This window comes from Brevundimonas vesicularis (assembly GCF_014204545.1).
Taxonomy (GTDB): domain Bacteria; phylum Pseudomonadota; class Alphaproteobacteria; order Caulobacterales; family Caulobacteraceae; genus Brevundimonas; species Brevundimonas vesicularis_B.
Genome location: NZ_JACHLJ010000003.1, coordinates 451,521 through 468,200, shown reverse-complemented (window position 1 = coordinate 468,200; position 16,680 = coordinate 451,521). Strand labels below are relative to the sequence as shown.

20 protein-coding genes are annotated in these 16,680 nt (G+C 65.8%); 6 read left to right on the top strand and 14 right to left on the bottom strand.

The features are described from left to right. Positions 1-545: 545 nt before the first annotated feature. From HNP47_RS14065 to HNP47_RS14050, 4 genes are all read right to left on the bottom strand, one after another. Positions 546-746: a hypothetical protein gene (locus HNP47_RS14065; RefSeq protein ID WP_184280015.1), complete on the bottom strand. Its 201-nt coding sequence runs from the start codon at positions 744-746 to the stop codon at positions 546-548. Positions 747-800: 54 nt separating this feature from the next. After that, positions 801-1,091: a DUF167 family protein gene (locus HNP47_RS14060; RefSeq protein WP_184280014.1), complete on the bottom strand. Its 291-nt coding sequence runs from the start codon at positions 1,089-1,091 to the stop codon at positions 801-803. A 76-nt stretch (positions 1,092-1,167) separates the two neighbouring features. After that, positions 1,168-2,100 (bottom strand): electron transfer flavoprotein subunit alpha/FixB family protein, encoded by a 933-nt coding sequence (locus HNP47_RS14055; RefSeq protein ID WP_184280013.1) that lies wholly within the window; start codon positions 2,098-2,100, stop codon positions 1,168-1,170. 1 nt (position 2,101) lies between these two features. Continuing rightward, positions 2,102-2,866, bottom strand: coding sequence for an electron transfer flavoprotein subunit beta/FixA family protein (locus tag HNP47_RS14050; RefSeq protein ID WP_184280012.1), 765 nt, complete (start codon positions 2,864-2,866; stop codon positions 2,102-2,104). Positions 2,867-2,982: 116 nt separating this feature from the next. Between HNP47_RS14050 and HNP47_RS14045 the strand changes: the two genes are divergently transcribed. Then, complete coding sequence (locus HNP47_RS14045) at positions 2,983-3,327, top strand: hypothetical protein (protein ID WP_017505432.1); 345 nt, start codon at positions 2,983-2,985, stop codon at positions 3,325-3,327. Positions 3,328-3,337: 10 nt separating this feature from the next. Here the strand turns inward: HNP47_RS14045 and HNP47_RS14040 are convergent, their stop codons facing one another. Both HNP47_RS14040 and HNP47_RS14035 read right to left on the bottom strand, forming a co-directional pair. Next, the gene (locus HNP47_RS14040) at positions 3,338-3,910 is read right to left on the bottom strand and encodes a cob(I)yrinic acid a,c-diamide adenosyltransferase (protein ID WP_184280011.1); all 573 of its coding nucleotides are present in this window, start codon (positions 3,908-3,910) and stop codon (positions 3,338-3,340) included. A gap of 2 nt (positions 3,911-3,912) precedes the next feature. After that, the gene (locus HNP47_RS14035) at positions 3,913-4,116 is read right to left on the bottom strand and encodes a twin transmembrane helix small protein (RefSeq protein WP_055755048.1); all 204 of its coding nucleotides are present in this window, start codon (positions 4,114-4,116) and stop codon (positions 3,913-3,915) included. 156 nt (positions 4,117-4,272) lie between these two features. Here HNP47_RS14035 and HNP47_RS14030 point away from each other — a divergent pair, with 156 nt between their 5' ends. Continuing rightward, the gene (locus HNP47_RS14030) at positions 4,273-5,427 is read left to right on the top strand and encodes a hypothetical protein (RefSeq protein ID WP_184280010.1); all 1,155 of its coding nucleotides are present in this window, start codon (positions 4,273-4,275) and stop codon (positions 5,425-5,427) included. Positions 5,428-5,434: 7 nt separating this feature from the next. Here the strand turns inward: HNP47_RS14030 and polA are convergent, their stop codons facing one another. From polA to HNP47_RS14005, 5 genes are all read right to left on the bottom strand, one after another. Next, complete coding sequence (gene polA, locus HNP47_RS14025) at positions 5,435-8,347, bottom strand: DNA polymerase I (protein ID WP_184280009.1); 2,913 nt, start codon at positions 8,345-8,347, stop codon at positions 5,435-5,437. Positions 8,348-8,384: 37 nt separating this feature from the next. Continuing rightward, positions 8,385-9,002, bottom strand: coding sequence for a DUF6655 family protein (locus tag HNP47_RS14020; protein ID WP_184280008.1), 618 nt, complete (start codon positions 9,000-9,002; stop codon positions 8,385-8,387). Continuing rightward, entirely contained in the window at positions 9,002-9,442 is a 441-nt protein-coding gene (locus tag HNP47_RS14015; protein ID WP_184280007.1) for a VOC family protein, read from the bottom strand. Before HNP47_RS14015 ends, HNP47_RS14020 begins: the two co-directional genes overlap by 1 nt. 81 nt (positions 9,443-9,523) lie before the next feature. Further along, on the bottom strand, positions 9,524-9,763 hold the full coding sequence (locus HNP47_RS14010; RefSeq protein WP_017505425.1) for a zinc-finger domain-containing protein: 240 nt from the start codon (positions 9,761-9,763) through the stop codon (positions 9,524-9,526). A gap of 56 nt (positions 9,764-9,819) precedes the next feature. Next, complete coding sequence (locus HNP47_RS14005) at positions 9,820-10,104, bottom strand: hypothetical protein (RefSeq protein ID WP_311770080.1); 285 nt, start codon at positions 10,102-10,104, stop codon at positions 9,820-9,822. 184 nt (positions 10,105-10,288) lie between these two features. Between HNP47_RS14005 and HNP47_RS14000 the strand changes: the two genes are divergently transcribed. Continuing rightward, positions 10,289-11,263 (top strand): ABC transporter ATP-binding protein, encoded by a 975-nt coding sequence (locus tag HNP47_RS14000; protein ID WP_184280005.1) that lies wholly within the window; start codon positions 10,289-10,291, stop codon positions 11,261-11,263. Here HNP47_RS14000 and HNP47_RS13995 read toward each other — a convergent pair. The 3 genes from HNP47_RS13995 to HNP47_RS13985 all read right to left on the bottom strand — a co-directional run bounded on the left by HNP47_RS13995 (position 11,260) and on the right by HNP47_RS13985 (position 13,788). Further along, positions 11,260-12,141 (bottom strand): alpha/beta fold hydrolase, encoded by an 882-nt coding sequence (locus tag HNP47_RS13995; RefSeq protein ID WP_184280004.1) that lies wholly within the window; start codon positions 12,139-12,141, stop codon positions 11,260-11,262. The two genes, HNP47_RS14000 and HNP47_RS13995, sit on opposite strands and share 4 nt — an antisense overlap. 64 nt (positions 12,142-12,205) lie before the next feature. Continuing rightward, complete coding sequence (locus HNP47_RS13990) at positions 12,206-12,715, bottom strand: HAD-IIIA family hydrolase (protein WP_184280003.1); 510 nt, start codon at positions 12,713-12,715, stop codon at positions 12,206-12,208. Continuing rightward, the gene (locus tag HNP47_RS13985; RefSeq protein ID WP_184280002.1) at positions 12,712-13,788 is read right to left on the bottom strand and encodes an AGE family epimerase/isomerase; all 1,077 of its coding nucleotides are present in this window, start codon (positions 13,786-13,788) and stop codon (positions 12,712-12,714) included. Before HNP47_RS13985 ends, HNP47_RS13990 begins: the two co-directional genes overlap by 4 nt. 173 nt (positions 13,789-13,961) lie before the next feature. Here HNP47_RS13985 and HNP47_RS13980 point away from each other — a divergent pair, with 173 nt between their 5' ends. From HNP47_RS13980 to HNP47_RS13970, 3 genes are read left to right on the top strand one after another with little or no spacing between them, the layout of a single operon-like run. Next, a complete protein-coding gene (locus HNP47_RS13980) occupies positions 13,962-15,125 on the top strand; it encodes a DegT/DnrJ/EryC1/StrS aminotransferase family protein (protein WP_184280001.1) in 1,164 nt (387 codons plus the stop codon). 4 nt (positions 15,126-15,129) lie between these two features. Next, positions 15,130-16,062, top strand: coding sequence for a Gfo/Idh/MocA family protein (locus HNP47_RS13975; RefSeq protein ID WP_184280000.1), 933 nt, complete (start codon positions 15,130-15,132; stop codon positions 16,060-16,062). A 47-nt stretch (positions 16,063-16,109) separates the two neighbouring features. Then, positions 16,110-16,613, top strand: coding sequence for a hypothetical protein (locus HNP47_RS13970; RefSeq protein WP_184279999.1), 504 nt, complete (start codon positions 16,110-16,112; stop codon positions 16,611-16,613). Positions 16,614-16,680 lie beyond the last annotated feature (67 nt).

Sequence of the window (16,680 nt, the reverse complement as noted above, 5' to 3'; positions counted from 1 at the left end):
GCAGATAGTCAGTGTCGTATGATGACCTTCTAGGGTCATCGCAAGAACACCGCCGCCTGCGTTTCTCTTTCCAAATCAACAATGTCAAAGACCCATGAACCTCCGGAGAGGCCCGACCGTTTAACGCCCTGTCGTCGGCGGAGGCGGCGATTTAGAGAACCGCAAACCCCGTGTCAACCGCTCTTTTCAGAGATCTTTCGGAGAGAAGAGCAAACCCTTCAGACCGCAAGAAACCACCGGAGGAAAGCGAGGCTTACCTCTAAAAACCCGTCGGCGATTCGATTGGAGCGCGGAACCTAGTTAAACCAACCGACGAAAGCAAGAAGTTTTTTGCTTCTTTCTTCCGTGGGACAGTGGAGATTTGCATCCCCGCCGCCCCGCCGGCCGGCCCGTTTCCGAGCGAGGCGGCTCTATACGGACCACCAACTTTGTCAGCAAGCGGATTCTGACCAACAAGGGGAAGTTTCTCGCAGACTCATGATCGGCGATCAGTAATCGCGATCTTCGAACTTGGCTGTGGCCTGCAAATCAGGCGTTCCGCCTTCTCAGGCCCCGCCGAGACGCGACATCAGTTCCGGATCCTGCTCGGAGGCCGCGACCTCATCATCGAAGGCGCGTTCGGCATCCGCCTCTTCCGAGAAGGTTGCCGGCTCGGACAGCCGCAGGCTTGAAACCGCGTAGACATCGCCCTTCTGCTCGAGCGTGACGCCGCTGCGGGCGTGAAGGATGCGGGCGTCCATCGTCATTGGGCTGTTCTCCTGTTCGGATGCAGAACGCACCAACCGACCAGATGGCTCTCCTCAGTCGCCAGAAAGAACGTCGACGAGGCGCGAGCGCAGCTCTTCGTCATCCAGGCCCTGCACCACGATCATTTTCGCGCGCGACTGTCCGCCGCGTCCCACGCTGATCGACGACTTCGGCACGCCAAGGCTTTTGGCCAGCAGCCGGATCAGGGCGTCGTTGGCCTCACCCTCGATCGGGCGGGCGCGGACACGCACCTTGAGCACGGGTCGTCCCTCGGCGTCGGTCGTCCAGCCATCGATGCGATCGGCCGCAGCGCCGGGCTGCAGCCTTATGGGCAAGTTCGCCATGCGGTCCTTTTCGGACAAGAGAAAGGGCGCGGTTCCAATCGGCGCCGCGCCCTCTTCAGATCGATTCGACCTGCGCCTAGCCCAAGGCGGCCATCAGTTCCGGCACCACCGTCTTGTAGTCGCCGACCAGACCATAGTCCGCAACCTGGAAGATCGGGGCGTCCGCATCCTTGTTGATGGCGACGATGGTCTTGGAGTCCTTCATCCCGGCCAGGTGCTGAATGGCGCCCGAGATGCCGATGGCGATGTAGAGCGCCGGGGCGACCACCTTGCCGGTCTGGCCGACCTGATAGTCATTGGGCGCGTAGCCGGCGTCGACCGCCGCGCGCGAGGCGCCGATGGCGGCCCCCAGCTTGTCGGCGAGCGGCTCCATCACGGCATGGAACTCGTCCGCCGAACCCAGGGCGCGACCGCCCGAGACGATGATCTTGGCGGCGCCCAGCTCAGGCCGGTCCGACTTGACCATTTCCTCAGACACAAAGGCCGTCTTGGGCGCATCGGCGCCGGCGACATTCTCGACCGCAGCCGATCCGCCTTCGGCGGCGGCGGCGGCGAAGGCGGTCGGGCGTACCGTGATCACCTTCTTGGCGTCGGCCGACTGGATCGTCTCCAGCGCATTGCCGGCATAGATGGGGCGCACGAAGGTATCGGCCGACACCACCTCGATGATGTCCGAGATCGGCGCGACGTCCAGCTTGGCGGCCAGACGCGGGGCGAAGTTCTTCCCGTCCGTGGTCGCCGGCGTCAGGATGGCGTCGTAGCCCCCGGCCAGCGGCAGGACGGTCGCCTCGACCGCCTCGGCCAGCATCTTGCCCAGACCGGCGCCTTCAGCCAGCAGAACCTTGCGGACGCCCGCGATCTTGGCGGCGCTATCGGCGGCGGCCTGCGCCCCCTGCCCCACGACCAGAACGTCCACCTCGGACGACAGAGCCAGGGCGGCGGTCACGGTCTTATTGGTGGTGTCGCGAACGGCCAAGCCGTCGTGATCGGCGATGACGAGGACGGCCATCTTACAGCACTCCCGCGGACTTGAGGGTTTCGACCAGTTGGGCGGCGCTGTCGATCTTGACGCCGGCGGCGCGCTTGGGCGGCTCGGTGACCTTGACCACCTTCAGGCGGTCGGCGACATCAACGCCGTAGTCGGCGACCGCCTTCATGGCGATCTCCTTCTTCTTGGCCTTCATGATGTTCGGCAGGGAGGCGTAGCGCGGCGTATTCAGCCGCAGATCCACCGTCACCACCGCCGGCAGTTCGGCGGCGATCGTCTGCAGGCCGCCATCGACCTCGCGCGTGACCGTGGCCTTGCCGGCATCGATCACCAGTTTCCCGGCGAAGGTCGCCTGGGGCCAGTCCAGCAGGGCGGCCAGCATCTGGCCGACCGCATTGTTGTCGCCGTCGATCGACTGTTTGCCCATCAGGACCAGGTCGGGTTTTTCTTCCTCGACCACCGCCTTCAGCAGCTTGGCGACCGCCAGCGGTTCAAGATCAGTGTCCGACTGGATCAGCAGACCCCGATCCGCGCCCATGGCCAGCGCCGTGCGGATGGTTTCCTGGGCCTGGGTGACGCCGATGGAGACCACGACGATTTCCGTCGCGGTCCCGGCGGCATGGTGTTCCTTGCCTTCCTTCAGCCGAACCGCCTCTTCGACGGCGATCTCGTCGAAGGGGTTCATGCTCATCTTGACGTTGGCCAGATCGACGCCCGACTGATCCGCCTTGACGCGGGCCTTGACGTTATAGTCGATCACCCGTTTGACGGGGACGAGTACCTTCATGGGTCTATCCGTGAAATCGCCTGAATGTGTGGGCAGGACATGGAGCGGTCGCGAAGGCCTGTCAACGTAACGTGGGGTCAAGCTGCGGCTTCGATCCCTATCCAACGGACCACGAGATGAAGCGTTTCCTGACCTTTCCCCGCCTGGCGATGATCTTCTTCGGCCTGTTCGGCATCACCGTCGTCGGGATTTTCGCCTTGCAGGACTACTGGGTCGCGCCCGGCAAACGCTGCGAGGCGGCGGGCAAATGGTACGATATGGAAAGCCGCATCTGCGCTCAGCCTATCTCCATCGCCCAGATCACCGGCCGCCCCAATGGCGTGTCGCGCGCCGAGGCTTCGGCCGAGAAGAACCGCGAGCTGGTTCGGATCGAACAGGACCTTGCCGCCCAGGGTCGCGCCCGCGCCGCAGAGGCCGAGCGTCAGAAAGCCGCACTGGCTGCGGCGCGTCCCGCCGCCTGACCGGTTTGGCCTAGCGGGTCGCGCCGGGCTTCCATTTGACGTCGCTGGCGCCGTTGGCGTTGGCGCGTCGCGCGGCGACGAACAGATGGTCGGACAGGCGGTTCAGATATTTGACCGCCTCGACATTCACGGCCTCGCCGTTTTCGATCAGACGCACCGCCTCGCGTTCGGCCCGTCGGCAGACGGTGCGCGCGACATGCAAATGGGCCGACAAAGGCGCGCCGCCCGGCAGGATGAAGCTGTCGAGCGCCTTCAGGCTCTCGTTCATCCAGTCGATTTCCTGCTCCAGCCGCGCGACTTGGCTCTCGACGATGCGCAAGGCATCCCAGGCCGGCGGCGGGTCCAGAGGCGTGGCCAGATCGGCGCCCAGGTCGAACAGTTCATTCTGGATCCGGCCCAGCATGGCGTCGATCCGGTCGTTCTGGCCGCTGTTCAGCCGGGCGACCCCGATCACCGCGTTCAACTCATCGACCGCGCCATAGGCCTCGACCCGGGCATCACTCTTGGACACCGGCGCGCCGGAAGCCAGCCGCGTGCGACCGTCATCGCCCGTGCGAGTGTAGATCTTGTTCAGCGTCACCATGATCAGGCCCCCTGCGTCGCCTTCCACATCATGCCGACGACCAGCAGGATAACGGCGACCGCCTGAAGCCCGACGCGCAGCCGCATCAGCTTGTTGGAATGGCTGCGCGCATAGTCCCCGCCCCGGAACAGCGAATAGAGGCCGAAGCCCAAGGTGATCGTCACGGCCAGGATCGCGAGAATGATCAAGATGTCGAAAATCTGCATGCCGTCGTTCTAGACCCGGATCGCCGTCACGCGCCAGCGCAGCGCTTAAAGCCATTGTCCGGCGCGCAGATCGAACGGCAGCAATTCGCCAACCGAAGATATTTTATTTTCCGAGCTAAGCCATTTGGTGACGATTGTCGGCGTACCGTCAGCGCCATGACTGATCGCGCCGTCCGCAACCTGGAGCATCTCAAGAGCTCGGCCTCCACAGCTCGCGTGCTGAATTTGCTGCGCGTGTGGGAGGAGAACGGCGACAGCGCGCCCGACGGTGCCGTGCGCAATCCCGACTGGGCGGCGCGGCCGATCTTCCGTACGGCGGCGCTGAACCGCGCCCTGATCATCAAACATCGTCTCCGGCGAAACGAGACTGATCTGTTCACCGGCCGACGCCAGGTCGCGACCAAGGTCGTCATCCCTATCGACGATGCGGACCTGAAGACCGGCGGCAGATACGTCTTCGTCAATCAGATCGGCTTCGAGCGGATGATGATGGAGGCGTTCGGCGTCGCGCCCAACCATCCCGATATCGAAGCCCTGCGCCTGATCGACAAACTGCCGTCGCTGGACCCCTTTTTGCTGCGCGAGCAGTTGCGTCGCGGCGGCCTGGATCCCTCGCCCTGCTACTTCTCGATCAGCGACAGTGATCTTCAGCGCATGCTGGCCTTCGTCCGCAGCGAGATCGAGCCGCTGGTCACGCTGAGCCTGGGCGCGGATACGATCGCAGTGAACTCGGATTCGGCCGGGCGGATGGCGTCCAAGATTCTGTCGAACACGCCCGGTGATCAGTTGGACGCCCTGAGACTGACGCTGCGCCTGGCGCCCGAACAGTATCAGGAGGGCGTCTTCTGCTGGAAAGGCTTCCTCTATTACAAGTGGACGCTTGCCGCCCTGCTGGGCGAGGTCGCCGGCGTCGCCGAGGCCGTCCGCACCATCAAGCCCGCCGGCAAGGTCGATCACGCCGCCAAGGAATATCTGGCGCGCAGTCGCGACGTCCTGCGCGGTCGCATCATCAAGACCCGCGACGAGGTCAGCCGAACCCTGCGCGTCTATGACGACGCCTACGCCAAACTGACCCAGGAAGGCCAACCCATCGCCTTTCGCGACTTCCTACTGGACGCCCCGTCCATGTTCGCCAAGCTGGGCGACCAGCTGGGCGCCGTCCAGCACATCGTAAGCTACTGGCGATTCCGCTTCGGCTCCTCCGCCGCTCCGGTGAACGTCGAGGAGCTGATGGACATCTTCATGGACTTCGAAACCGGCTTGCTCGGCCGTGGCGAACTCCCCGACGACGTCGGCATGATCGCGGCCTAGCCCGAACCTAGTGCGCGGCGTCCCAGTTCGACGCTGCGCGAGCATCCACTACGAGCGGAACTGTCAGGGCTACGGCAGGGTCCGACGCGTTTTCCATTACGCGTTTGATGACGGCGATGGCGCGCTCGGCCTCGGCTTCCGGCGCCTCGAACACCAGTTCGTCGTGAACCTGAAGCAGCATGCGCGTGCTGAGCCCGGCTTCGGTCAGGGCGGCAGGCATGCGGATCATGGCGCGGCGGATGATGTCGGCGGCCGCGCCCTGGATCGGGGCGTTGATGGCGGCGCGCTCGCCGAACTGGCGCTCGGCGCCGGACTTGGAGTGAATGGCCGGGATGTGGATTCGGCGGCCGAAGACGGTCGAGACGAAGCCGGTCTGGCGCACCTCGGCCTTGGTCTTGTCCATATAGGCGCGGATGCCGGGGAAGCGTTCGAAATAGGTCTTGATATAGGCCCCGGCCTCGCCCTGATCGATGCCCAGCTGGTTGGCCAGGCCGAAGGCCGAAATGCCGTAGACGATGCCGAAGTTGATCGCCTTGGCTCGCCGGCGGGTCTCGGACGGCATCCCCTCGACCGGTACGCCGAACATCTCCGACGCCGTCGCGGCGTGAATGTCCAGCCCCGCCTGGAAGGCCCGCTTCAGCTCGGGGATGTCGCCGATATGGGCCAACAGGCGCAGTTCGATCTGGCTGTAGTCGGCGCTGATCAGAACATTGCCGGGCGCAGCGATGAAGGCCTGGCGGATCTCGCGGCCCGTCTCGGTGCGGATCGGGATGTTCTGCAGGTTGGGATCGCTGGACGCCAGACGACCCGTGGTGGCGGCGGCCAGTTGATAGCTGGTGTGCACCCGGTCCGTCTTTGGATCAGCCGCCGCGGTCAGGGCGTCCGTATAGGTGCCCTTCAGCTTGGACAACTGACGCCAGTCCAGGATCGCGCGCGGCAGATCGTGGCTGAGCGCCAGTTCCTCCAGCACGCTGGCGTCGGTGCCCCACTGGCCCGAGGCGGTCTTCTTGCCACCCGGCAGGTTCAGTTCGCCGAACAGGATCTCGCCGATCTGTCGCGGCGAGCCGATATTGAAGGGCCGTCCGGCGATCTCATGGGCCTGGGCCTCCAGTTCGGCCATGCGCAGGCCGAACTCGCTGGACAGCCTCTTCAGCCGGTCGGGATCGATGCGAACCCCGTTCAACTCCATGTCTGCCAGGACCGTCGGCATGCCGCGCTCCAGCGTCTCATAGACGGTGGACAGGCCCTCACGCGCCAGACGGGGTTTCAGAATACGCCATAGCCGCAGCGTCACGTCCGCATCCTCGGCGGCATACTCCGAGGCCGGTTTCAGCGCGACGTGTTTGAAGGATTTCTGGCTTTTGCCGGTCCCCGCCACGCTCTTGAATGGGATCGGCTCGTGGCCCAGGTGCAGGCGCGCCAGCTCGTCCATGCCGTGGCCGTGCAGTCCGCCCTCCAGCACATAGGAGATCAGCATCGTGTCGTCATAGGGCGCGACGCGAATGCCCCGGCGCGCCAAGACGGCGATGTCGTATTTGGCGTTCTGAAGCACCTTCAGGACCGACGGGTCTTCCAGCAGCGTCTTCAGCTTGGCCAGGGTCGTGGGCTTGTCCAGCTGATGGATCGGCTCGGGCGCCTCGCCCGCTTCGCCGAAAAGTCCGCCCTCGCCGGCCTGCGGCTCGTGTTCGTGCGTCAGGGGGATGTAGCAGGCCTCATTCGGCCCCACCGCCAGCGACACGCCGCACAGCCCCGCATGGGACGCCGACAACGTATCGGTCTCGGTGTCGAAGCCGACGACGCCGACCTCGATCGCGCGGGCGATCCAGCGATCCAGCGCCTCTTCGGTCTGGACGCATTCGTAAGCCGCGTGATCGAACGTCTGGACCTCGGCCGGGCCTTCGACGACCTGGCCGTAGCGAGGGGTCGCGACGGGGGCGTTCAGGTTCGGCGCTCGCTTGGGCGCAAAGGCCGAGACGTCGCTGGGCCCAGCCTTGCCGTCGCCAACGCGGCGCTGCAGCGAGCGGAACTCCATCGTCTCCAAAAAGGCCGACAGGATCGCAGGATCGGGATCGCGCACGGCGAAATCGTCGATCGCCTCGGGCGCAGGCGCATCGCAGGTCAGGCGCACCAGTTCGCGCGACAGACGAATCTGGTCGGCGAAGTCGATCAGGGTCTGGCGGCGCTTGGGCTGTTTGATCTCGCCGGCGTTGGCCAGCAGGGTGTCCAGATCGCCGTATTCGTCCAGCAGCTGCGCCGCCGTCTTCGGCCCTATGCCTGGCGCGCCGGGGACGTTGTCCACGCTGTCGCCGATCAGTGCCTGCAGATCGACCATCTTCTCAGGGCCGACGCCGAACTTTTCGAAGACCTCGGGTTCGGCCAGACGTCGGTCCTTCATCGGATCCCACATGACGACGCCGCCGCCGATCAGCTGCATCAGATCCTTGTCGGACGAGACGATCACCGCTTCCCCGCCCGCATCGCGCGCCTTGCAGGCGTAGGTCGCGATCAGGTCGTCGGCCTCATAGCCGGGCAGCTCGACGCAATGCACCCCGAACGCCGCCGTCGCTTCGCGCACCAGCGGAAACTGCGGCACCAGATCCTCGGGCGGCGGCGGGCGGTGGGCCTTGTACTGGTCGTACAGGGTGTTGCGGAACGTCTTTTCCGAATGGTCGAAGATGGCCACCAGATGGGTCGGACCATCGGCGCCTTTCATGTCCTTCAGCAGCTTCCACAACATGTTGCAGTAGCCCTGGACCGCGCCGACCGGCAGGCCGTCGGACTTTCTCGTTAACGGCGGCAGCGCGTGATAGGCGCGAAAGATGTAGGCCGAGGCGTCGATCATCCAAAGCCGCAGCGCAGGGCCGTCCTGCGTCATCTGGCGTTCGGTTTCTGGATTTTCGGGCGCAGTCGTCTCGGTCATGGCCGGAACATAGGGCCCCAACGCCCCCGCGTCAGCGTCAGAATTCGGTCCAGCTCGATCCGGGATCGCGCTGACCCGGCTGGGCCTGCTGCTGGCCCCAAGATACGACCATGAAGGCCTTGTGGCTGCGGATGCGATAGGTGCCGATCATCGGCACCACCGCGCCCAGCGGCGCACCGGTCTTGGCTTCGTAGAGGAAGCCGGAGAACTCGGCGACCCCGACCCGGTCCCGGTGGCTGTAGACCGACAGTTCCGGCAGGGAGACGACGTTGAAGGTCTCGTTGATCGGGATCCGCATCTCGGGAATGCCGAAGACGCGCCGCATCTGCTCCAGCGACAGGGCGCCGGCGCGGATTTCGAACACGGCGTTCGCCTCGTCCTTGTTGCGGGCCAGGCTGAAACCGGCGTCCGAGATCGAGCCGCGGATCGCGCTGACGGCGTACCGGGTGCCCTCTCCCTGGAAGTAGGCGTCGTCGATGAAGACCGAAGCGCCCGTCGGCAACGGCAAGACCAGCCCTTCGACCGCCCGGTCCGAGGCGCGCGCCAAAAGCAGCTGCTCCGTCGCCGTGCGGCCTGTATTGCTCTCGGTGGTCGAGGCGCAGGCTGACAGCACAACCGCCGCAACCGTCAGCAGAGCCGCCGTCCGGGCCGTCATCACCAGGCGCCGACGTTCGGCATGGAGGCCCAGGGCTCGGCCGGCGCCAACGGCGCGCCTTCCTGAAGCAGTTCGATGGAGATGCCGTCAGGCGAGCGGACGAAGGCCATGTTGCCGTCGCGCGGCGGACGGTTGATCGTCACCCCGCCGTCCATCAGCGTCTGGCAGGCGGCGTAGATGTCATCGACCTTGTAAGCCAGGTGACCGAAGTTGCGGCCGCCCTGATACTCTTCCGGATCCCAGTTGAAGGTCAGTTCGACCTCGGGGCAGCGTTCCGCCGCCGACTGTGCCAGATTCTTGGGCGCGGCGAGAAACACGAGCGTGAACCGGCCCGCCTCGTTCTCGATGCGGCGCACCTCCTGCAGACCCAGAAGGTCGCAATAGAAGTGCAGCGAGGCGTCGATGTCCTTTACCCGGACCATGGTGTGCAGATAGCGCAAGGCTCGTCTCCGTCCGAACAGCGTGTCAGCCGTCTATAGACCCAACCGCCGCAACACCGCGACTGAACTGAGGTTACGGGGTCAGTGGGCCTCGGGCGCGCGGGCCGCGGGGCTCAGATATTCGTTCTCGTCGTGAGCCTGGGCAGACAGGACGAAACGCCGGTCGCAATAGCCGCACTCGATGAAGTCGTCCTCGCCCATGTCCATATAGACCAGCGGATGACCCAGGGCCCCGCCGCCGCCGTCGCAGGCCACGCGTTTGGTCGAGACGACGATCTCTTCGGGCGGCGGTATGATGGCGTCGGAATGGCGGGGAGGCATGGTCCGGTCCGGGTCTGAAAGGCTTGCGCGCTTCCTAGGCGGCGCAGGCCGGAAGGTCAAACCTCGGCGATCCGGCGACCCAGCAGCCGGTTCAGCATCGCCTTGCGCTTCTTGAACAGGGTCAGGCCCAGACAGGCCGCGCCGACCCACAGACCGATCTCGCCGATCAGCAACAGGGCGGCGCCGGCGATGGCGGCATGCGTCATCTCGATCTGATCGGTCTTGCCCGCCAGCAGCGCCAGTCCTCCACCGATGTAGCCGATGGCGCAGACCGCCATGGCGACGAAGCCGATCAGGCGGGTGCGGGTCAGAGGCGTTTTGGTTTTTTGAACGGGGGCCACGACGATCTCCATCAAGTTTGGTTGTCTTTATGACAAGCAAGCTAGACATACAGATTGCTGAAGTCAAGCGCCATTGACACATAGACAGGTCTGCTTGTCGTCTGACGCTGGCGAGACAGGTTGGCGATTGCGGTCACTCGCCCTACCTATGCCGCTCGCCGCCCGTCCGAGTGAATAAACGACCATGTCTGAGACCCCCGCCCTGCCCGACAACGCCATCGAGGTTCGGGGACTGAAGAAGACCTATGCCGGGTCCAAGAAGGCCGCGCCCAAGACGGCCTTGCGCGGAGTCGATCTGCTCATTCCGCGCGGCTCGGTCTTCGGCCTGCTGGGCCCGAACGGCGCAGGCAAGTCGACCCTGATCAACATCCTGGCCGGGGTGGTGAAGAAGTCCGAGGGCTCGGTGACCATCTGGGGCCGCGACATCGACAAGGAGCCGCGCGACGCCGCCGCCGCCCTGGGCGTCGTGCCGCAGGAGATCGTCGCCGACGTCTTCTTCACCCCGCGGGAATCGCTGGAGGTGCAGGCGGGCTTTTACGGCGTGCCCAAGGACGAGCGCCGGTCCGACGAACTTCTGGCCGCGCTGGGCCTGTCGGATAAGGCCAACGCCTATGTCCGCGCCCTGTCCGGCGGCATGAAGCGCCGCCTGATGGTGGCCAAGGCCCTGGTCCACAATCCGCCCATCCTCATCCTGGACGAGCCGACGGCCGGCGTGGACGTCGAACTGCGCCGCCAGCTTTGGGCCTATGTCCGCCAGATCAACGCCGAGGGCGTGACCATCGTCCTGACCACCCACTATCTGGAAGAGGCGCAGGAGCTCTGCGACACCATCGCCATCGTCAACCGGGGCGAGGTCGTGGCCTGCGAACCGACGCCGCAGCTTCTGCGTCGTCTGGACAGCCGCAATGTGGTCGTGACCCCAGAGACGCCCCAGATGACTCCGCCGATCCTTGACGGCTTCCAGGTCACGCCTCGTCCGGGCGGCGCCTTCGCCGTGACCTACAAGAAGGGGCAGTCGTCGGTGGAACAGGTCATCAACGCCGTCCGCGCCGCCGGCGTCACCATCGCCGACATCACCACCGAGGACCCGGACCTGGAGGACGTCTTCCTGGCCCTGACCTATGGGGATGCGTCCCAGGTCGATCCCACCAAGGACTAATCGACCTCGGACAGGAACTCGAAGATCGCCGCCCTGGCCTCCGGCTCGTCCAGCATGGGAGCGTGGCCGACGCCGGGAACCTCGACATACGCCATGGCGGGCGCGGCCTTCGTCATCCGCCCGGCGATGTCGGCGCTCAGCAGATCCGAGTTGGCGCCGCGCACCAGCAGGGTCGGCTTCTTGCGCGCCAGTCGCCGGAACATGGGCCACAGGTTCGGAACCAGCGCCTTGGCGCCCGCCGCGCGGATCGGCACGGCGATGTCCGGGTCATAGTCCAGCCCGATCTCCCCATCCGGCTGCTGGCGAAAGATGCGCCGGGCGAAGGCGTCCCAGTCCGCATCCGTATAGTGCGGGAAGGCCACCGCATTAATCCGCTTCGCATAGGCCGCCGCATCGGCCCAGGAGCCGATCTCGACGGGCTGACCGCTGTAGGCGGCGATCCGCGCCAGCCCCTCGGGCGCCACTTCCGGCCCGATGTCGTTCAGGATCGCTGCGACCACCGCCTTGGGCCGGATCGCCGTCAGCGCCATGGTGATCAGTCCGCCCATGGAGGTGCCGACGAAGACCGCTCGATCGATCCCGGCCTGCTCCATCAGGGCCAGAACGTCGCGCGCATAGACATCGGGCATATAGGTCATGGGGTCGGGCGCACGGTCCGACAGGCCACGCCCGCGCACATCCACCGCCAGCACCCGGCGCCCGCTCTGGGCCAGCAGCGGCGCGATGGCTTCGAAATCGGCGCTGTTGCGGGTCAGCCCGTGGATGGCGATCACCGGCGGCCGCGCGACGCCGGGATTGGGCGCGTAATCTCGCGCAAAGAGCGTGAGACCATCCGGCGAGGTCCAGCGGCGTTCAACGAATGGATAGGGCGCGCTCATTGGCGATGTCCTCCGATTTTTGGATCAGAGTAATTCACCAGGCGAGGAAATGCGACGCCCGGCCTCAGAGACCGACCACATCGCGCACGAAAGCGTCCAGATCCCCGCCTTCGAAAAGATAGCCCGCCACCCCGGCCCGCTCTCCGGCCTGCAGATCCCGCTTCTGATCGCCGATGATGAAGGACCGCGTCGGGTCCAGATCGTGCTCGGCGATGGCCCGCAGCAACATGCCCGGATTGGGTTTGCGATCAGGGTGGTCGGGATGGCGATAGCGCGCCTCGATCGCCTCGGGATGGAAGGGCGCTGAATAGACGGCTTCGATAATCGCCCCCTCTTCGGCCAGTCGAGCGACCAGCAGATCATTGAAGGCGTTCATCGTCTCTTCGCTGAACAGGCCCCGCGCCACGCCCGACTGATTCGTCACGATCACGGTGCGATAGCCGGCCTGCTTCATACGCCGCACCGCCGCCGCCGCGCCGGAGATCAGCTTCAGATCCTCGGGCCGATGCGGATAACCGCTGTCCTCGATAAGCACCCCGTCCCGATCCAGAAAGGCGGCGGGCTGGCCGGTCATGCGTCGCTCCGAAGCAGTTCAGAGAAGGCGGTCATCAGGTGATAGAGGCTGGACGCCGGCGCCGCCGCATCGTGCGAGCGACCTTCGGCGTCGTAGCTGTCCACCCAGAGGCCCGGCACGGTGGTGGCCAGATGCGTGTCGAACACGGCGGCGATCAACCGTGAAACGCCGTTGTCGCCAAAACTCAACCCCGTGCGAATGGCCTCGGTCTGGGCCCACAGACGCCGTCCACCATCCAGCACCTCTCCCGTCGGGCCGATCTCGCGGATGGCGAATCCATCGCGATAGCCCTGCGCCGCCGCCCGACGATGCAGCGCCGTGGCCAGATCAGAGCCGTCCCCGGCTTGTTGCAACAGCCAGGCCCATTCTTCGAGGTGGCCCGGCTCGATCACATGACCCGTCGCTGTATCGGCGGACCAGTCCTCGGTGAAATATTCGCGGATCGCGCCGTCGATCAGGAAGCGACGTTTGCACAGGTCCAACGACGCCCGCGCCGCCGCCTCGAACGCCGGCTCAGGCGCGATCGCCTGCCAAGCCAGCATGGCCTCCAGCATATGCATGTGGGGATTTTGACGCCGCGGTAGGCGCGGCGGCAGCGCCTCCCCCCATCCCCCATGCGAAGACGCCATCAACCGATCGATCGCAGCCAACGTCTCCAGCGCAAGAGGCCGCGCTCGCGCATCACCCAGGACGCGGTGCGCCGCCGCGAGCGCGAACAGGACGAAGGCCAGATCATAGAGATCAGGCGTATCATCGACCACCACGCCGTCGTCATCGGTTGCCGAGACCCAAAGGCCGTCGTCACGCCGACGATCGGATATCAGTTGGTCGAGGCCGGCCTGGGCCACCGCACGGCCCTGCGCCCATCCCAAGGCGGCCGCCTGGCAGAAAACATAGACCTGACGCGCCTGAACCCGTGTGCGACGACGAAGACCGATCACCGGCCGGCCGTCGAAATCCAGCTGCTCGAAGAACCGCCCATCGGCGTCCACGCCCCGCTCGGCCCACAGCGGCAGGGCATGGTCGAACAGCCAGTTCGAGACCCTGGTCCGGGCGGCGGAAAGCGTCGTCATGGCGCTGGCTTAGGACGCAAGCCGACGGGCGCCAAGACCTGTATGCGGTAGCAAAGGGCAACGCGATGTGACGCCGCGCGATTTGGCCCGCGCGCCCGATCTTGCTAGGACGACCCGACATTCGCGGCCCGCCTGTCCGGCCGCCGCCCCGGATTCCCCGTGGAGAGCGCCCCATGATCCCCTTCATCGACCTTCAGGCCCAGCGCCAGCGCCTTGGCGGCAAGATCGAGACCGCCGTTCAGGAGGCCGTCGTCGGCGGCGCCTGGGTCATGGGTCCGCAGGTCCGTCAGTTTGAAGCCGACCTCGCCGCCTTCGGTCAGGCCAAACACGCCTTGGGCTGCGGCAACGGCACTGACGCCCTGATCCTGCCGTTGATCGCCTGGGGCGTCCGGACCGGCGACGCCGTCTTCTGCCCCAGCTTCACCTTCACGGCGACGGCCGAGGTCGTGCCGTGGCTGGGCGCCTCGCCCGTGTTCGTGGACGTCGACGCCCACACCTACAATATGGACCCGGCCAAGCTTGAGGCGGCCATCGAAGCGGTCAAGGCCGAGGGTCGCCTGACCACCAAGGTGGTCATCGCCGTCGATCTGTTCGGTCAGCCCGCCGACTATCCCGCCATCCGCGCCATCTGCGACCGCCATGGGCTGAAGCTGATCTCGGATTCGGCGCAGGGCTTCGGCTGCACCCTGAATGACGACCATCCGCTGAAGTGGGCCGATGTCACCACGACCAGCTTCTTCCCGGCCAAGCCCCTGGGCTGCTACGGCGACGGCGGGGCGGTGTTGACCAACGACGACGATCTGGCGCAGGAAATGGATTCCCTTCGCGTGCACGGCAAGGTCGTCGCCAAGGACCTGGAAGCCGGCGCCGCCGCCTTCGCCCACGATCCCAAATATCTGGCCATGCGCATCGGCATGAACAGCCGGCTGGACACCATCCAGGCCGCCATCCTGATCGAGAAGCTGAAGGTCTTCGGTCAGGAGATCGAATGGCGCAACCGGATCGCCGCCCGCTACAATGAACGCCTCGCGCCCCATGTCGCGGCCGTGCCCCACGTCATCGACGGCGGCGTTTCCATCTGGGCGCAATACACGATCGAGCATGAGGACCGCGACGGCCTGGCCGCGCACCTGAAGGATCAGGGCGTGCCCACCGCCGTCTATTATCCGGTGCCGATGCATATGCAGCCGGCCTATCAGCGCTTCCCGCAGGGCGCGGGCGGCCTGCCTGTCACCGAACGGCTGAGGGACCGGGTCCTGAGCTTGCCGATGCACGCCGATCTGGACGAGGCGACCCAGGACAAGGTCATCGCCGCCGTCGCCAGCTACAAGGGCTAAGCCGATGCCGAACACTCCCGCCCTCAAGATCGGCGTCGCCGGCGTCGGCGTCATGGGCCGCAACCATGCGCGCGTCGCCTCCGAGATGCGCGAGTTCGACCTGACCACCGTCTTCGACCCCGATGCGGTGACGGCCGAGGGCGTCGCCGCCGCCTATGGCGCATCGCCCGTCACGACTGCCCAGGCCTTCGTCGCCGCCGGTCTGGACGCCGCCATCGTCGCCACGCCCAACCGGTTCCACGCCGAAATCGGCGTCGCCCTGTTGGAAAAGGGCGTCCACGTCCTGGTCGAAAAACCGATCGCCGCCAGCGTCGCCGACGCCCAACGCATGATCGATGCAGCCAAGGCCAATGACCGCGTTCTGATGGTCGGTCAGGTCGAGCGCTTCAATCCCGCAGTCGAAACCGTCAAGCGCGCCGTGACTGACGACGACATCATCTCGATCCAGATCACCCGGGTTGGTCCCTTCCCGCCCCGCATGGGCGAGGTCGGCGTGGTCATCGACCTGGCCGTGCACGACATCGACATCATCCGCCACCTGACGGGCTCCGAGATCGTCGAGGTGCAGCCGCAACTGGCCCGCACGCGCGCCGACCGGGAAGATACGGCCCTGCTTCAGTTCCGCCTGGACAGCGGGGTGATCGCCCATATCACCACCAACTGGGTCACCCCCTACAAGACCCGCACGCTGCAGGTCGCGACCAAGACCAAATTCATCGTCGCCGATCTGATCACGCGCCAGGTCACCGAGTATTTCGGCCAGCAGCCGGACGGCTCCTATTCGACCCGGATGCTGAACAGCTGGCCGGCCGAACCGCTTAAGAAGGAGCTGGAGGCCTTCGCCCGGGCCATCACGACCGACGAAACGCCGGCGGTCACCGGCGAAGACGGCCTGCGCAATCTCGAGGTCGCGCTGCGCTGCCTCGGCGAGCACTGATCGGATCAGGCCCCGTTCTCGCCGCAAAACCTGAGGAAGAGAAACGTATGCGCCGGATCACCGCCACCGCTCTTGCCCTGATCGCCGTCTGTTCGGCGGCGGCGCCCGCCCATGCGGACACCCGCTATCTGGCCTATAATGCATCGGACCTGATCACCCAGGCGCTGACCAAGGGCGTGACCTTGCAGGTGCGGCGCGGTCTGTTCGGGGCGGTGCAGGTCGAGCGTCTGTTCTCCACCACCGCGCGCGGCACGGCAGGCTTCACGCGCGGCGGACCGGACGCCGCGCGACGCGTCCTGCCGCAGGGCGCCGAGGAAAATGACATCTATGCCATCGATCAGGACGGCGACGGCCGCGGCCTGTCGCGCGCCCTGTGTCCCGGCGCCGACGAGGTCTGGCTGATCATGGGTCGCGTCCGTGCGCCCCGTCCCCTGACGATGCAGGCGGTGGGTCGGTGGTCGGACGGCGCCTATCGCCACTGCGTAACGCTCAGCTACGACTGGCGCGGCGAATGGGCGACGGCGCCGCAGGCGCAAACGCCGCGAGACTGATCCGCGGCCGGACTGTTTCATATTCAGCACGCGCAAGCGGGTAATTATGGCGATTTGACTTTTATAA